General features: G+C 33.4%; 17 protein-coding genes. 4 read left to right on the top strand and 13 right to left on the bottom strand.

The window, feature by feature from the left end; all coding sequences use genetic code 11:
- Positions 1-163 precede the first annotated feature (163 nt).
- The 11 genes from bioA to FT986_RS03315 are packed head-to-tail and all read right to left on the bottom strand — an operon-like array spanning position 164 to position 9398.
- Positions 164-1447, bottom strand: a complete 1284-nt coding sequence (gene bioA, locus FT986_RS03365) for an adenosylmethionine--8-amino-7-oxononanoate transaminase (RefSeq protein ID WP_147863835.1) — start codon at positions 1445-1447, stop codon at positions 164-166.
- Positions 1444-2067 carry a dethiobiotin synthase gene (gene bioD / locus FT986_RS03360; protein WP_147863834.1) on the bottom strand — a complete coding sequence of 208 codons (624 nt, stop codon included), beginning with the start codon at positions 2065-2067 and terminating at the stop codon, positions 1444-1446. Before bioD ends, bioA begins: the two co-directional genes overlap by 4 nt.
- Positions 2064-2477 (bottom strand): DUF2007 domain-containing protein, encoded by a 414-nt coding sequence (locus FT986_RS03355; RefSeq protein ID WP_147863833.1) that lies wholly within the window; start codon positions 2475-2477, stop codon positions 2064-2066. The genes bioD and FT986_RS03355 overlap by 4 nt, the downstream gene beginning before the upstream one ends.
- A 2-nt stretch (positions 2478-2479) precedes the next feature.
- On the bottom strand, positions 2480-3619 hold the full coding sequence (locus FT986_RS03350; RefSeq protein WP_147863832.1) for an 8-amino-7-oxononanoate synthase: 1140 nt from the start codon (positions 3617-3619) through the stop codon (positions 2480-2482).
- A gap of 7 nt (positions 3620-3626) precedes the next feature.
- Positions 3627-4028, bottom strand: a complete 402-nt coding sequence (mnhG, locus tag FT986_RS03345; protein ID WP_111539634.1) for a monovalent cation/H(+) antiporter subunit G — start codon at positions 4026-4028, stop codon at positions 3627-3629.
- Positions 4021-4329, bottom strand: a complete 309-nt coding sequence (locus FT986_RS03340; protein ID WP_111539635.1) for a cation:proton antiporter — start codon at positions 4327-4329, stop codon at positions 4021-4023. The genes mnhG and FT986_RS03340 overlap by 8 nt, the downstream gene beginning before the upstream one ends.
- Positions 4326-4802 carry a Na+/H+ antiporter subunit E gene (locus tag FT986_RS03335; protein WP_147863831.1) on the bottom strand — a complete coding sequence of 159 codons (477 nt, stop codon included), beginning with the start codon at positions 4800-4802 and terminating at the stop codon, positions 4326-4328. The genes FT986_RS03340 and FT986_RS03335 overlap by 4 nt, the downstream gene beginning before the upstream one ends.
- A 3-nt stretch (positions 4803-4805) precedes the next feature.
- Positions 4806-6317: a proton-conducting transporter membrane subunit gene (locus FT986_RS03330; RefSeq protein WP_147863830.1), complete on the bottom strand. Its 1512-nt coding sequence runs from the start codon at positions 6315-6317 to the stop codon at positions 4806-4808.
- Positions 6314-6667 carry a Na+/H+ antiporter subunit C gene (locus FT986_RS03325; protein WP_147863829.1) on the bottom strand — a complete coding sequence of 118 codons (354 nt, stop codon included), beginning with the start codon at positions 6665-6667 and terminating at the stop codon, positions 6314-6316. The genes FT986_RS03330 and FT986_RS03325 overlap by 4 nt, the downstream gene beginning before the upstream one ends.
- 1 nt (position 6668) lies before the next feature.
- Entirely contained in the window at positions 6669-7082 is a 414-nt protein-coding gene (locus tag FT986_RS03320; RefSeq protein ID WP_147863828.1) for a Na+/H+ antiporter subunit B, read from the bottom strand.
- Entirely contained in the window at positions 7083-9398 is a 2316-nt protein-coding gene (locus tag FT986_RS03315) for a putative monovalent cation/H+ antiporter subunit A (RefSeq protein ID WP_147863827.1), read from the bottom strand.
- A 176-nt stretch (positions 9399-9574) separates the two neighbouring features.
- On the opposite strand from FT986_RS03315, the gene FT986_RS03310 reads away from it, so the two are divergent.
- Genes FT986_RS03310 through FT986_RS03295 form a run of 4 tightly spaced genes read left to right on the top strand, consistent with a single transcriptional unit; the run spans position 9575 to position 11342 of the window.
- Entirely contained in the window at positions 9575-10090 is a 516-nt protein-coding gene (locus FT986_RS03310; protein ID WP_147863826.1) for a DUF2975 domain-containing protein, read from the top strand.
- The gene (locus tag FT986_RS03305) at positions 10087-10599 is read left to right on the top strand and encodes a DUF2975 domain-containing protein (protein WP_147863825.1); all 513 of its coding nucleotides are present in this window, start codon (positions 10087-10089) and stop codon (positions 10597-10599) included. The genes FT986_RS03310 and FT986_RS03305 overlap by 4 nt, the downstream gene beginning before the upstream one ends.
- On the top strand, positions 10596-11126 hold the full coding sequence (locus FT986_RS03300) for a DUF2975 domain-containing protein (RefSeq protein ID WP_147863824.1): 531 nt from the start codon (positions 10596-10598) through the stop codon (positions 11124-11126). The genes FT986_RS03305 and FT986_RS03300 overlap by 4 nt, the downstream gene beginning before the upstream one ends.
- 3 nt (positions 11127-11129) lie before the next feature.
- Positions 11130-11342 (top strand): helix-turn-helix transcriptional regulator, encoded by a 213-nt coding sequence (locus tag FT986_RS03295; RefSeq protein WP_147863823.1) that lies wholly within the window; start codon positions 11130-11132, stop codon positions 11340-11342.
- Between the two features lie 37 nt (positions 11343-11379).
- Here FT986_RS03295 and FT986_RS03290 read toward each other — a convergent pair whose 3' ends face one another.
- Both FT986_RS03290 and atpD read right to left on the bottom strand, forming a co-directional pair.
- Complete coding sequence (locus FT986_RS03290) at positions 11380-11658, bottom strand: F0F1 ATP synthase subunit epsilon (protein ID WP_111539645.1); 279 nt, start codon at positions 11656-11658, stop codon at positions 11380-11382.
- A 76-nt stretch (positions 11659-11734) separates the two neighbouring features.
- Entirely contained in the window at positions 11735-13246 is a 1512-nt protein-coding gene (gene atpD, locus FT986_RS03285) for a F0F1 ATP synthase subunit beta (RefSeq protein WP_147863822.1), read from the bottom strand.
- Positions 13247-13264 lie beyond the last annotated feature (18 nt).

The raw sequence follows: 13264 nt of genomic DNA, 5'->3' as shown, positions 1-13264 counted from the left end.
AACACCAGAGCTTCAAGTAAAAATTAGGTTACCCCAAATCCTAATTTTTAGAAAAATCTCAATTACTAAAAATTAATACTCAATAATAACAAATATTTATCTAAAAATAAGAATATATACAATTTTATTTATTAAAAATTAAGACATTCCTTAACAAAACAGCTTAATCACTTCTATTTAGCAAATCTGAATTTAAAAGTTTTTCAATAGAATTATAAATTTTCAATAATTCTTTCTCTTCAATTATATAAGGGGCTAAAATATAAATCGTATTTCCTAAAGGCCTTAGGTAAACTCCTTCGTTCATAAAAAACTGATATATTTTATCGCGCATATTTCCGTACCTAGAAAACTCGACGTCTAATTCAAAAGCAAAAATTACTCCTTGCTGCCTCACAGATTTTACCTTAGCGTGAGTTTTAATATGCAGTCCAAAAGCATTGTGGCTCTTAATTACTTTTTCTATATTTTCTTGTATGGTTTTACTAGTCAACAACTGAATTGCCGCCAAAGCTGTAGTACAAGCTAACGGATTTGCTGTATACGTATGCCCATGAAATAGTCCTTTAGCAATCTCATCATCATAAAAAGCATCATATATTTTTTGAGAGCATGTGGTAGCACCCATGGGTAAAAGACCCGCTGTTAATGCTTTAGACAAACACATTACATCGGGTTTGGTTTCCATAAAATCTGAAGCAAAATAACTTCCTGTTTTTCCAAAACCAGTCATCACCTCATCGGCTACCAAAACAATATCTAAAGATTTACACAAGCTCAAAATTTGATCTAAATCTTTTTTGTCGTGCATTTTCATGGCAGCAGCTCCTTGCACTAATGGCTCATAAATAAACCCTGCTAAAGGAGTTTCTTTATGTATATCTTTTATTTTCTGAAGAATTTCGTCTGTATTCTTACCATTAGGAACAGGAATGCGTTTTACTTTAATAAAATGATCTTCAAAAGCTCCGTTATAAACCGATAGCCCAGATACCGACATTGCTCCAAATGTATCCCCATGAAAACCTTCTTCAAAAGCAAGCATGGTTTTTCTATCCTTACCTAAATTATAATGGTATTGCAACGCCATTTTAATTCCGATTTCAGTAGAAGTAGAACCGTTGTCGTTAAAAAAAACTTTCTGCTGACCCTCTGGAAGGATTTCCATTAAAGCTTCAGCAAGTTTTGCAGCAGGCTCATGCGTAAACCCTGTAAAAACCACCTGATCTAAAGTTTCCATTTGAGTTTTTACCGCTTCTATAATAAAGTCATTACAATGGCCATAAACCGCTGTGTACCAAGAAGAAATCCCGTCTACATAAGATTTATCATTTTCATCATACAAAAAAACTCCTTTAGCCTTTTTTATAGGCAAAATCTCTTGTTTCTTTTTGTGTTGAGTTAACGGATGCCAAATGTATTTTTTGTCTTTTTCTAAAATACTCATTTTATTTTCTTTAAATTTTCTTTCCACTGGGCAGCATAATAGCGCACTACCGCTTCATCTATATAAGGTTCTTCTTTTATTCTTCCCAACAAACTTGATTGGGTTTGAGAAAGAATAATTTCTTCTGTTGTAGGGTTTTCTTCTCCGTTAAAAATAATTCCTGCTATTTTTAATCCTCTTGCTTTAAGAGCTTCGATGGTAAGCAATGTGTGGTTAATACTCCCCAAATAATGTTTAGAAACGACAATTACCTGATCGTCTTTAGAAATTAAATCTATAATCATTTCTGTTCCGTTTAACGGAACTAAAACTCCACCTGCTCCCTCAATTACTAATGTGTTTTCTGTTTTAGGTCTTTTTAAGTTTTTAGCATCAATGATTACATTATCTATTTCCGCGGAAGCATGCGGACTCATAGGTGTATTTAACTTATAGGCACTTTCGTGGAATTTCGAGTTAGTGTTACTTACCAGTTTCTTTACCTTATGTGTGTCAGAGTTATCTAAATCGCCCGCCTGAATAGGTTTAAAATAATCGGCTTCTAAAGCTTCTACCACAATAGCAGAAATTACCGTTTTTCCTATTTCGGTTCCTATTCCTGTAATAAATATATGACTCATAATTTTTTAAATTTTGTTTTGCAATTGGCACAACGATACTCGTAAGCGGCATAAAAAGGTAAAGCTGCGACAATCCAACTACCTAAAAAGGCAAGAAAAGTTTTTAAATCGTGTATGGTGGTAAAATAATCTATTTTTGAGCTATTGCATTTAGGACAATGAATTTTCTCTCCCTCATTGGTTAGAGAATATTTAGGCATTTTTTCTAAAATTTCTAAAGCAAAATCTTCATCCTCCTTACGTACTTTTAGTTTTACACCACCAATCGCGTGACTCATTAAAGGGTCTGTATCTATCGTATATTCATCTTGCAAATGCACCTGAATTCCTTCTGCTTCTAATCTTCCTTTATAGATTTGCGCCTCAGAGGAATAAGGATATTTCGCGACCACCACCCAACTTGTATCCATACTTAATGATTTTTTATTATTTGTAATAAGCAATTTATTTCATCTAAAGTATGTTGAGCATTAAGACAAATTCTTATTCGCTCTTCTCCCACTTTGACTGTGGGTGATAGTATCGCTTTCGCGGAAATATCATTTTCTTCTAAAGTTTTTGCCAAACGCAATGCATTTTCATTACCACTAATGATAAATGACTGAATGGGAGTGACACTCGCTATAAATTTTGAGTTTAATTGAAAGACATCAATTTGAGATTTAAAATAGTTAATGTTTTTTTCTAAGTTTTTTCTTTGCTCCGTTTTAGCTAAAAATTGATAAGATGCATAAATGATCGCTACCGTATGTGGCGCTAAACTCGTGGTATAAATAAAGCTTTTAGCGAAATTAATAAGAAAGTTACATAATTGATGACTTCCTATTACGGCTGCTCCGTGAGCGCCCAATGCTTTTCCAAATGTTACAATTCTCGCAAATACATTCTTTTCTAAGCCTAAAATTTGGACTAAACCTTCTCCTTTATCACCAATAACCCCAAGTGCATGTGCTTCATCTATAATGACAAAAGCATTTTTATTAGAGCAAATATCAACGAGTTTTTTTAAATCTGGAGAATCTCCATCCATTGAAAAGACAGATTCGGTAACTACATACATATTTTGAGAACTCTTAGAGAATTTCTCTAATTTAAGTTCTAAATCGGCTAAGTTGTTATGAGAAAACTTATATGATTTAGCTGATGAAAGTTGTATTCCATCACGAATAGATGCGTGCGAAAACTCGTCGTATAAAATGACATCTCCGCGCTGCGGCACCGAAGACAAGACTCCTACATTAGCATCATAACCCGAATTAAATAATAAAGCCGACTCTTCTTTATGATAATGAGCAATAAATTCTTCAGTAACTTGAAACAGTTTATGATTCCCAGAAATTAATCGAGATCCCGTTGATCCGTGTTGAGAAATATGAAATTGTTGCAGTATTTTTTCCGCTTTAAGCGAAATAGAAGAGTTTTTACTAAAACTTAAATAATCGTTAGAGTAAAAATTAATTTCTTTTGCCTGAGTTTTCCCTAGGCTTCTATAAAGATGATTTTCTTTACGATTTTGAAGTTTTGATTGAAGGTTTTTGGCTAATTGTTTCATAGAACAATTAGTTTTTTTCTTGCTGCTCTACTTTCTCCTCATCATCTTTTAAATCGTCTCCGCTATTTAATTTGTGAGAGAATTTTTTATATTTTCCTTCTAATTCATCCATCACCGATTTATCCCACATTTTAACTCCTAAGAAGTATGAGGCCCTCCCAATTAAATGTGCACCTACGGGAGCGGTAAGAATAATAAACAAAATAATAGCAAGCACTCTAGAAGTAACCGATAAGTCGTCAAAATAAATAGCTGCGCTTGCCAAAATAAGCCCTACTCCCAAAGTAACAGCCTTAGTAGTAACCGATATTCTTAAATAGGTATCTGGCATACGCAAGAATCCCACAGCCGCCAATAAAATAAATATCGCACCTAAACTAGATAATATGATTATTAAAGCATCAGTCATTGTTATGTTTTCTCTTTTCTTCGTCTAATTTTGATTTATTTCTTTTCTCTAAATAATAGGAAAAAGCTACTGTACTCAAAAAAGCGATTAAGCCTAGAATCATCGCAATATCTAGAAAAGTAGATTGATCGTATACGATACTATAAATAGAGATGATGGTAATCCCAATGGTGATTAATAAATCTAAAGCTACCACACGATCGGCTATTTTAGGACCTATCACAAAACGGCAAAATACCAATAAAACCGAAATGGCCAATATGGGTAAAATTATATAATATAAGTATTCTTCTACGGTCATCTTAAAATTTCAAGTAAGCGTTTTTCAAATCCTTCTTTAATATCTTTTATAAATGCTTCCTTATCGGAAATATACATAGCATGTACATATAACACTTTACGATCATCTGAAACATCTAAACTCAACGTTCCTGGAGTTAGTGTTATTAAATTAGCTAAAAGTGTAATTTCTAAATTAGTTTCTGCATCTAAAGGAACCCTTACAATCCCTGGTTTCATATAAAAAGTTGGAGTAACCACATCATAAGCTACCTGCAAATTTGCTTTTAATAATTCATATAAAAAGAATAGAATAAAAGAAATTAGCTTAGGTATAATTTTAAAATACTTAGCACTCCCCCTCCCTTGAGTAATTACATAAAGTATGATAAAGCTTAGTATAAAACCAAAAACATAGTTAGCAAACTCGAAGCTTCCAGTGATAGCTACCCAGATAAAAGTTAACAATATGTTGGATAAAAACCTATTCTTCATAGCTTAGCTTTTAGGCATTACTGCTTCTATATATTGTTGACTATTCATTAATTCTCCTGCGATTCTAGTTGAAAGCTGCTGAATGCTTTCTGCTCCAAAACCAATATATAAAGAAACTCCTGTTAAAAAAACAATGGGCAAAAGCATTTGAAGTTTTCTCGTGGTAGTCATTTTATTAAAATAAAGAAAATGTTCTCTTTTTGGTAAATCAACAGGGTTTTTCCAAAACACTTCTGACCATAATTTTGCCATTACAATTAAAGTAAGAAAACTGGCAAAAATAACAGCTCCTAATACCAAATAATTTTGAGTATTAAAACTAGAAACAATTAAAGATATTTTTGGCCAAAATCCCGATAAAGGCGGAATCCCGATCAAAGAAAAGAAAGGTATCGTCATCAACAGACTTAATTTAGGATACTCCTTATACAATCCTCCTAATGATTTTATATTGTTACTTCCTTTAATTCTATATATAATACCGCTAATCATAAATAAATTGGTTTTCACCACGATATCATGAATTAAATAGAAGATCGCTCCTGCTATGGCAAGCTCTGTAAACATTCCCAAACCAGCAATCATAAATCCAATATGACAAATGATAAGGTAAGAAAATACTTTACGCATATTCTTTTGCACTAAAGCTCCTATCCCTCCACTAAACAACGTAAGAACAGCTATCACAATTAATATTTCATCTAATAAAACATCACCTACAAAGATGAGTGTGAAGACTCTAATTAATGCATAGACACCAACTTTTGTTAGTAAGCCTCCAAAAATTGCTGCAACTGCAGATGGCGGAGTGTGGTAAGATGCCGGCAACCAAAAGTATAATGGAAATACAGCAGACTTAATACCAAAACCTATTAAAAATAAAATCGCAGCTACTTTTACTAAACCTCTATTTTCAATTTTTGGGATAAGCACGGCTAAATCGGCCATATTTAAAGAACCTGCTAAGCCATATAAAACTGCTATAGCTGTAAGAAAGATAATGGAGGCAAGTATATTTAAAGTAAAATATTTTACAGCTCCTTCAATTTGAGCTTTTTCACCCCCTAAGGTTATCAATACAAATGAACTAATGATGATAATTTCAAACCACACATACAGGTTAAAGATATCTCCTGTTAAGAAAGCACCTATTAAGCCTAAAAGTAAGAAATGAAATATGGCGAAATACCCAAACCTTAATCGAGCCGGAATGATAGATGCCGAAGAGAAACTAGAAACAGCTAAGCCAGCAATAGAAGTTAATAAAACTAGAGTAGCAGAAAGGGTATCGGCAACAAAAGTAATTCCGAATGGAGCTTCCCAGCCACCTGCTTGTATAGTCTGCGTACCATATACTAAAACTTTATAAAACAACATTCCTGAAAAAACCAGTCCTATCGCACTACCGACGATACTCATCACTCGCTGGATATTAATATGCTGCCATGCAAACATCAATGCAATACTCATAAAGAGTTGCCACAAAAGCGGATATAATAATAATTGTTGCATCATATTCCCTCGTCTGTTGTATTCATTTCATCCAAATCATCTGTTTTCACCACTTTATAAGCTCTCTTCACCAAAATAATAGCAAAAGATTGTAATCCAAAACTAATTACAATAGCGGTAAGGATTAAAGCTTGCGGAACGGGATCTGCATAAATATCAGCAAAAACTTCTGCACTTCCTTTAATAATTGGCGGATGTCCTTTAGTGATTCTTCCTAGAAGAAAAATTAATAAATTTGCCCCGTTACTTATCATGATCAAACCTATTATAAGTTTTACCAAGCTACGCCTAAGCATCATATACAGCCCTGCTGCATATAGAATCCCTGTCATAATTGCTAATAAAAACTCCATATTAAGCTGATTCTGAAATAGTGAAAATAATGGTTAATGTAACTCCTTGCACAACGATATAAACCCCTATATCAAAAAATAGAGCTGTCCCTATAGACCCAATAACAGGAATAGGGTCGTGCATCCAAAGACCTGTCATAAAAGCTTCATCAAAGCCTATAACGGGTAATAGACCACTTAAAAACGCTAAAGCTAGACCTACAGGCATCAAATATCCTGGGTGAAATTTTAATAGTTTTTTGGTATCTTTTAATCCGTTAGCGAATGCATGAAGCACAAATGCAATAGATGCAATGAGTCCTCCTACAAATCCGCCGCCAGGCAAATAGTGACCTCTTAACAATATAAATATAGAGAACAGCAGCAATATAGGTAGCAGATAGTTGGAAGCCGTTCTTAATATGATTGTTTTCATTTACTTTTGTTTTCTTTCAGATGATTTTAATCTCAATTTTAAAAGTCCAAATACTCCAATAGCTGCAATGGTTAATACCGAAATTTCTACCATGGTATCAGTTCCTCTAAAATCTACTAAAATTACATTCACCACATTCTTACCGTGAGCAAGAATATATGAATTTTCTGCATAATAATTACTTATTTCTTCATTAACTGGCTGTGCTAAAACTTCTAAAGCAAGTATGGTAATTAATCCGCCAAAAGCAGTTGAAATTACCGCATCTTTAACTCTCGTTTTATAATCTGACAGCTTTAAATACTTTGGTAACTTATATAGTACTAATACAAATAATATAACAGTTAAGGTATCTATGGTAAATTGAGTCATTGCCAAATCTGGTGCAGAGTAAAACACAAAGAAGAGACATATGGAATAACCCATAACTCCTGTTGCTGCAACCGCAGCCAACCTAGATTTTGTAAATACAGCAAAACCTATAGATAGAATCATAATCACTAATGTGACTACCTCATAAACGGTTAAGCGAGAAAAGGAGGAGTAATCAATATTGTAGGTGGTATTCTTTAATAGAGTAACCGATACTAAACCGACTAAAAAGATAATTATTACTGAAATATAATTACGCAGATAACCATTTTGAAAAATTCTTGTCCATAAATCAGATCCTCTTTCAAATAGAATGGCTAAATTTTCTAATATACTTTTTGGAGAGATACGTTCAAACCTTTCTATAAAATCTTCTTTACTTTTAGTAGGTTTCCATAAGAAGTAAAGAAGCAAACCAAGGCTGATTGTTAGTACACTTAATCCTAAAATAGGCGTAAAACCGTGCCATAGCTTTAAGTGGACATCTGAAGCGTTTTGTCCTACGGATGTCAATATAGGTTTAATTAAACTTTCTTGAATAAGACCTGGGAATATCCCAAAAACAAAACCTAAAACTGCTAATAGCACTGGAGGCAACCAAATTAATAACGGCGGAAAATCTACGTTTTCCATCCCTGTAGGCAACTTTCCTATAAAAGGTTTTACTCCTGCGACGTAACCTGCGTAGGCGATTAACACGTTGGTAGCAACCGCTAAAATTGTTAAAAATATAGCCGATGAGTGATCAAAATGTAACGTGCTTTCGTAGATAAGATCTTTCCCCAAGAACCCCACACTTGGCGGAATTCCTGCATTTGAGATTGCTGCTAAAATTCCGGCAACGGCAATAGGCAACATCACTTTTCTAAGTCCAGAGAGTGCGGTTATATCTCTCGTTTTTGTTCCCAAATCTATAGCTCCTGTCATTAAAAACAAGGTGGCTTTATATAGGGCGTGTACTAAAATAAATACTCCTGCCGCAAGTAATGCTTCATGAGTTCCTAAGCCTATTAAAAAAGTTAAAATTCCCAATGCGGCTATGGTAGAATAAGCTAGAACTCCTTTTAAATCGGTTCTAAAAAGCGTATGAAATGCAGCATAAAACATGGTTACCGCTCCAACTATAAGTAAGGTCGTGTTCCAAAATGCTTGTCCGCCTAAGACGGGTGAAAGTCTAAATAATAAATAAATCCCTGCTTTTACCATGGTTGCAGAGTGCAAGTAAGTTGAAACTGGTGTAGGAGCTTTCATCGCTCCTGGAAGCCAAAAATGGAAAGGAAATTGTGCTGATTTTGTAAAGGCTGCTCCAAAAATAAGAGCCACCGCCAATACATAATGTGCATTTTGACCTATCATTTCGCTAAGCGGAATCATTTCAGAAATTTGATAGGTACCTGCTATATTACCAAGGATTAAAGCTCCAGCTAAGAAGAGTAAACCTCCTATTCCTGTGACTGCCAGCGCTGTTTGTGCCGAACGGCGAGAATCTGGGTTGGTGTTATTAAATCCGATAAGGAAAAATGAGCTAATACTCGTTAACTCCCAAAAAACAAACAATGTAATAAGGTTATCTGAAAGAACCAAGCCTAACATCGCCCCCATAAACACCAGTAAATAAGCATAAAACCTATCTAAGTAAATATGGTTTTTCAAATAGGAAGAAGTATAAGCAAAAACCAAGGTTCCAATCCCAGTAATCATTAGGCTAAAGAGCAAAGCCAAACCATCCAATCGAAAGTTAAGGTTAACTCCAAATGAAGGGATCCATTGATGGTTTTCTACTAATAATTTACCTTCTGAAATACTTGGTATGTATTGCAAAAAATAAACGAAAAGCCCTAAAGGAATTAATGAAATAAGTATAGAAAGTTTGCCTTTTAAATATTTTCCAGCGAAAGCGAGAAAGAGTGCAAAGACAAATCCTATTAAAATTGCAATTAGCATAGGTCACCTAAAATTACGAATTACAAATATAAAAAGGAAAAGCATAGTACACTTATAAATGCCTTGGTTTATCTTAAGGTTTAACACGCTAATAACATTTTAATGAACCTCATTTGAAGTATTAATTATCGTTTATCAATAATTTTCATAAATTTGTTATCGAAAAACGATAATAAATGAAAACACTAAGTATTTTAAGAAAATTGATTAGTTTTATTTACGGCCTGTTTATGACCGTGTCTATTCTTGTTATTCTCGCTATTTTCTATATGTCTATTTTTGGCAATGGTTTTTCTGAAGATTTCACATTTAACAATTATGAAGTAACCAATAAAATTCAAATTAAATTTATTTTAAGTGTATATGCAATCATAGTGTCTACCTATATTTACACCTTATTTTTATTTAAAAAATTAGTTTACGATTTTAGCCCTACAAATATTTTTACCTCGCTACAAATTTTTTACCTCAATCGCATTGGTAAACTTATTATAGGAATTACAATCACTGAAATAACTGTCGATTTTCTATTGAAAATATTTTATAATAATAGGATTGAAGCCAGTATAAAAACTAGCGGTTTATTTGAAAACTATTTCTTCATTATCGCTGTAGGCCTATTTTTTATTTTCTTATCGGAAATATTCAAAATCGCTAAACAACACAAAGAAGAAAACGAACTTACCGTATGAGAACTAACTTTATTTTAAAACAGATTATTGATATCTTATTTTATATTTTAGGGCTAAGCGCACTTGGTTCTATTATAATAACTTTAATAAGTGTATTTACTTTAAATTTTGAAACAATAGCATATATTTCTTACTTTTTTCAAAAAGAAAACAATTGGATTATTCCAATAACTATTCTTAACATATTGACACCTATATTTTTCTTTTTAGGTATTAGTTATTTGCGAGAAGTCGCTAAATGCTTTCTAAAGAAAAAATGGTACAAAGAATACATTGCCAAACAATTTCGCATATCAGGGAGATATTTAACCATCACTTCTATTCTAGGATTAGCTTCAAGCCTTATCTATACTTTTACTACCAAAGAACATTGCAATACTGGTGATTTATCGTTGAGACATGGCAACTTAATAATATTTATGCTCATCACAGGTCTTTGTTTTATCATGATTAGTCGGATTTTAAAAGAAACGATTGATGCAAAACAAGAAAATGATTTAACGATATGAAAAATTCAAAATTTAATACTTTTTCATTGACTATAATTTTAATCTTAGCTAAGCTTTATTATGCTCTAATTTCTGGACGTATAATTTACGAAATAACCAACTCCATAATTAGTGAAAAATATAGTATCTATAATTATATAATATCAGAGTATTTTAAAAAAGGACATTATAAACCCCATCCAATAGTAGGTTATATATTTTTAATCCTATTCTGTTTATTAAATATATATTTAATAGTAAAATTATTAAAAGCAAATCTTTTATTAAAAAATTACCGAGTTGGAAGCTTACTAAACATGAAGCAAACTAAGAATATTAAATCTATTGGGAGTGGTTTAATTATTTATGCCAAATCATGGTATACTCTTCATATGATAAGTTATTTTTTCTATGTTGACATTAACGCTTTTTTTACTGCATTGCCCCAGTTTATTGTTTTTTATATTTTAGGGAAATTGATGTTATTTATCTCTGCTGTTGCTGAAGAAGGCACTACTTATAAACAAGAAAATGATTTAACTATCTAAGTTATGCCTATAGAGATTAATTTAGAGGAAGTACTCGAAAAACGGGGAATGAAATCGGTTGAATTGGCTGAAAAGATTGGTATTACCACCGCCAATTTATCTATCCTTAAAACAGGGAAAGCAAAAGCAATACGGTTTTCTACCTTAGAAGCCATTTGTGAAGCGCTAGATTGCCAACCAGGAGATATTATTGTGTATAAAAAAAGCCCAAACTAATGTCTGGGCTTTTTTTATATCTATATGTAAGATGAGTTTAATCGGCTAAAACAATAGCTTTATTATTTTTAAACTCTAAAACTCCACCTTTAATGTGGTATTCTAACCTTCCATCTTCCCCTTTAGTAAATTCATTTTGAAGATCTTCACTCAAAGTTACATTTCCACCAATTTTCACTTCTCCTTTTACAAGAACAGAAACAATAGCTTCGTGATTATTGAGCATTTGAAATTCTCCATCTACACCTGGTACCGCAACAGATTCTACTTCCGCGCTAAGCAACACTTTTTCTGGGGTTATTATCTCTAAATGCATTTATTATAGTATTAAGATGTGAGATGTAAGATATGAGATAATCTAATACCTCTCACCTTTTATCTCTTATCTATTTTTATGATTCAGCTAACATCTTTTCTCCAGCTTCTATAGCTTCGTCAATAGTTCCTTTTAAGTTAAAAGCAGCTTCTGGATATTTATCTAACTCTCCATCCATGATCATATTAAATCCTTTGATGGTTTCTTTAATATCTACTAAAACTCCTTTTAATCCTGTAAACTGCTCTGCTACGTGGAAAGGCTGAGATAAGAAACGTTGTACACGTCTTGCACGAGATACGGCTAACTTATCTTCTTCAGATAATTCTTCCATACCTAAAATCGCAATAATATCTTGTAATTCTTTATAACGTTGTAACAACTCTTTTACACGCTGTGCACAGTTATAATGATCGTCTCCTAAAATATCTGCTGTTAAAATTCTTGAAGTAGATTCTAAAGGATCTACTGCAGGATAAATACCTAACTCAGCAATTTTACGAGAAAGTACTGTTGTTGCATCTAAGTGAGCAAATGTAGTTGCTGGTGCTGGATCTGTTAAATCATCTGCAGGCACATAAACTGCCTGTACAGAAGTAATAGAACCTCTCTTAGTTGAAGAAATACGCTCTTGCATAGCTCCCATTTCGGTAGCTAAAGTTGGCTGGTATCCTACCGCAGATGGCATACGACCAAGAAGTGCAGAAACCTCTGAACCTGCTTGCGTAAAACGGAAGATGTTATCTACGAAGAAAAGTACATCTTTTCCTTGTCCATCTCCTGCCCCATCACGAAAATACTCAGCAATAGTTAACCCTGAAAGCGCCACACGAGCACGTGCTCCTGGTGGCTCGTTCATTTGTCCGAAAACGAAAGTTGCTTTAGAGCTTTTCATAGCAGTTTTATCTACTTTGTTAAGGTCCCAACCTCCATCTTCCATAGAGTGCATAAAGTCATCTCCGTATTTAATAATACCAGACTCTAACATCTCTCTTAAAAGGTCATTTCCTTCACGTGTTCTTTCCCCAACTCCTGCGAATACAGAAAGTCCACCGTGACCTTTTGCTATATTGTTAATCAATTCTTGAATTAATACAGTTTTACCAACTCCGGCTCCACCAAATAATCCAATTTTACCTCCTTTTGCATAAGGCTCAATTAAATCGATTACTTTGATTCCTGTAAATAAAACTTCTGTAGATACAGATAAATCTTCAAATTTTGGAGCTTCACGGTGAATAGAAAGACCATCTTTACCTGCTTTTGGCAAGTTTCCTAGACCATCAATCGCATCTCCTGTTACGTTAAAAAGACGTCCGTAAACCTCATCTCCAATAGGCATTTGAATAGGATTTCCTGTAGCAACAACTGCTGTCCCACGGCTTAAACCGTCGGCAGAATCCATTGCTATAGTTCTAACAGTGTTCTCTCCAATATGAGATTGAACCTCAAGAACTAATATAGAGCCATCTTTATTAGTGATTTCTAACGAATCGTAAATCTTTGGTAACTCAGCGTTTTCTGTGTTAAACTCAACATCAACAACAGGACCGATAATTTGTGCAACTTTACCTGTAACTTTAGACATTATCTAATTGTTTAATTT

This window comes from Mesonia sp. K4-1 (assembly GCF_008017825.1).
Classification (GTDB): Bacteria; Bacteroidota; Bacteroidia; order Flavobacteriales; family Flavobacteriaceae; genus Mesonia.
Note: the sequence above shows the minus strand (reverse complement) of the source record. Positions and strands in the feature narration are given on the sequence as shown.

What these genes read in the sequence shown, in the direction of transcription:
- bioA (WP_147863835.1), bottom strand. Translation starts at nt 1,447, where the DNA reads ATGAGTATTTTAGAAAAAGACAAAAAATACATTTGGCATCCGTTAACT.
- bioD (WP_147863834.1), bottom strand. Translation starts at nt 2,067, where the DNA reads ATGAGTCATATATTTATTACAGGAATAGGAACCGAAATAGGAAAAACG.
- FT986_RS03355 (WP_147863833.1), bottom strand. Translation starts at nt 2,477, where the DNA reads ATGGATACAAGTTGGGTGGTGGTCGCGAAATATCCTTATTCCTCTGAG.
- FT986_RS03350 (WP_147863832.1), bottom strand. Translation starts at nt 3,619, where the DNA reads ATGAAACAATTAGCCAAAAACCTTCAATCAAAACTTCAAAATCGTAAA.
- mnhG (WP_111539634.1), bottom strand. Translation starts at nt 4,028, where the DNA reads ATGACTGATGCTTTAATAATCATATTATCTAGTTTAGGTGCGATATTT.
- FT986_RS03340 (WP_111539635.1), bottom strand. Translation starts at nt 4,329, where the DNA reads ATGACCGTAGAAGAATACTTATATTATATAATTTTACCCATATTGGCC.
- FT986_RS03335 (WP_147863831.1), bottom strand. Translation starts at nt 4,802, where the DNA reads ATGAAGAATAGGTTTTTATCCAACATATTGTTAACTTTTATCTGGGTA.
- FT986_RS03330 (WP_147863830.1), bottom strand. Translation starts at nt 6,317, where the DNA reads ATGATGCAACAATTATTATTATATCCGCTTTTGTGGCAACTCTTTATG.
- FT986_RS03325 (WP_147863829.1), bottom strand. Translation starts at nt 6,667, where the DNA reads ATGGAGTTTTTATTAGCAATTATGACAGGGATTCTATATGCAGCAGGG.
- FT986_RS03320 (WP_147863828.1), bottom strand. Translation starts at nt 7,082, where the DNA reads ATGAAAACAATCATATTAAGAACGGCTTCCAACTATCTGCTACCTATA.
- FT986_RS03315 (WP_147863827.1), bottom strand. Translation starts at nt 9,398, where the DNA reads ATGCTAATTGCAATTTTAATAGGATTTGTCTTTGCACTCTTTCTCGCT.
- FT986_RS03310 (WP_147863826.1), top strand. Translation starts at nt 9,575, where the DNA reads ATGAAAACACTAAGTATTTTAAGAAAATTGATTAGTTTTATTTACGGC.
- FT986_RS03305 (WP_147863825.1), top strand. Translation starts at nt 10,087, where the DNA reads ATGAGAACTAACTTTATTTTAAAACAGATTATTGATATCTTATTTTAT.
- FT986_RS03300 (WP_147863824.1), top strand. Translation starts at nt 10,596, where the DNA reads ATGAAAAATTCAAAATTTAATACTTTTTCATTGACTATAATTTTAATC.
- FT986_RS03295 (WP_147863823.1), top strand. Translation starts at nt 11,130, where the DNA reads ATGCCTATAGAGATTAATTTAGAGGAAGTACTCGAAAAACGGGGAATG.
- FT986_RS03290 (WP_111539645.1), bottom strand. Translation starts at nt 11,658, where the DNA reads ATGCATTTAGAGATAATAACCCCAGAAAAAGTGTTGCTTAGCGCGGAA.
- atpD (WP_147863822.1), bottom strand. Translation starts at nt 13,246, where the DNA reads ATGTCTAAAGTTACAGGTAAAGTTGCACAAATTATCGGTCCTGTTGTT.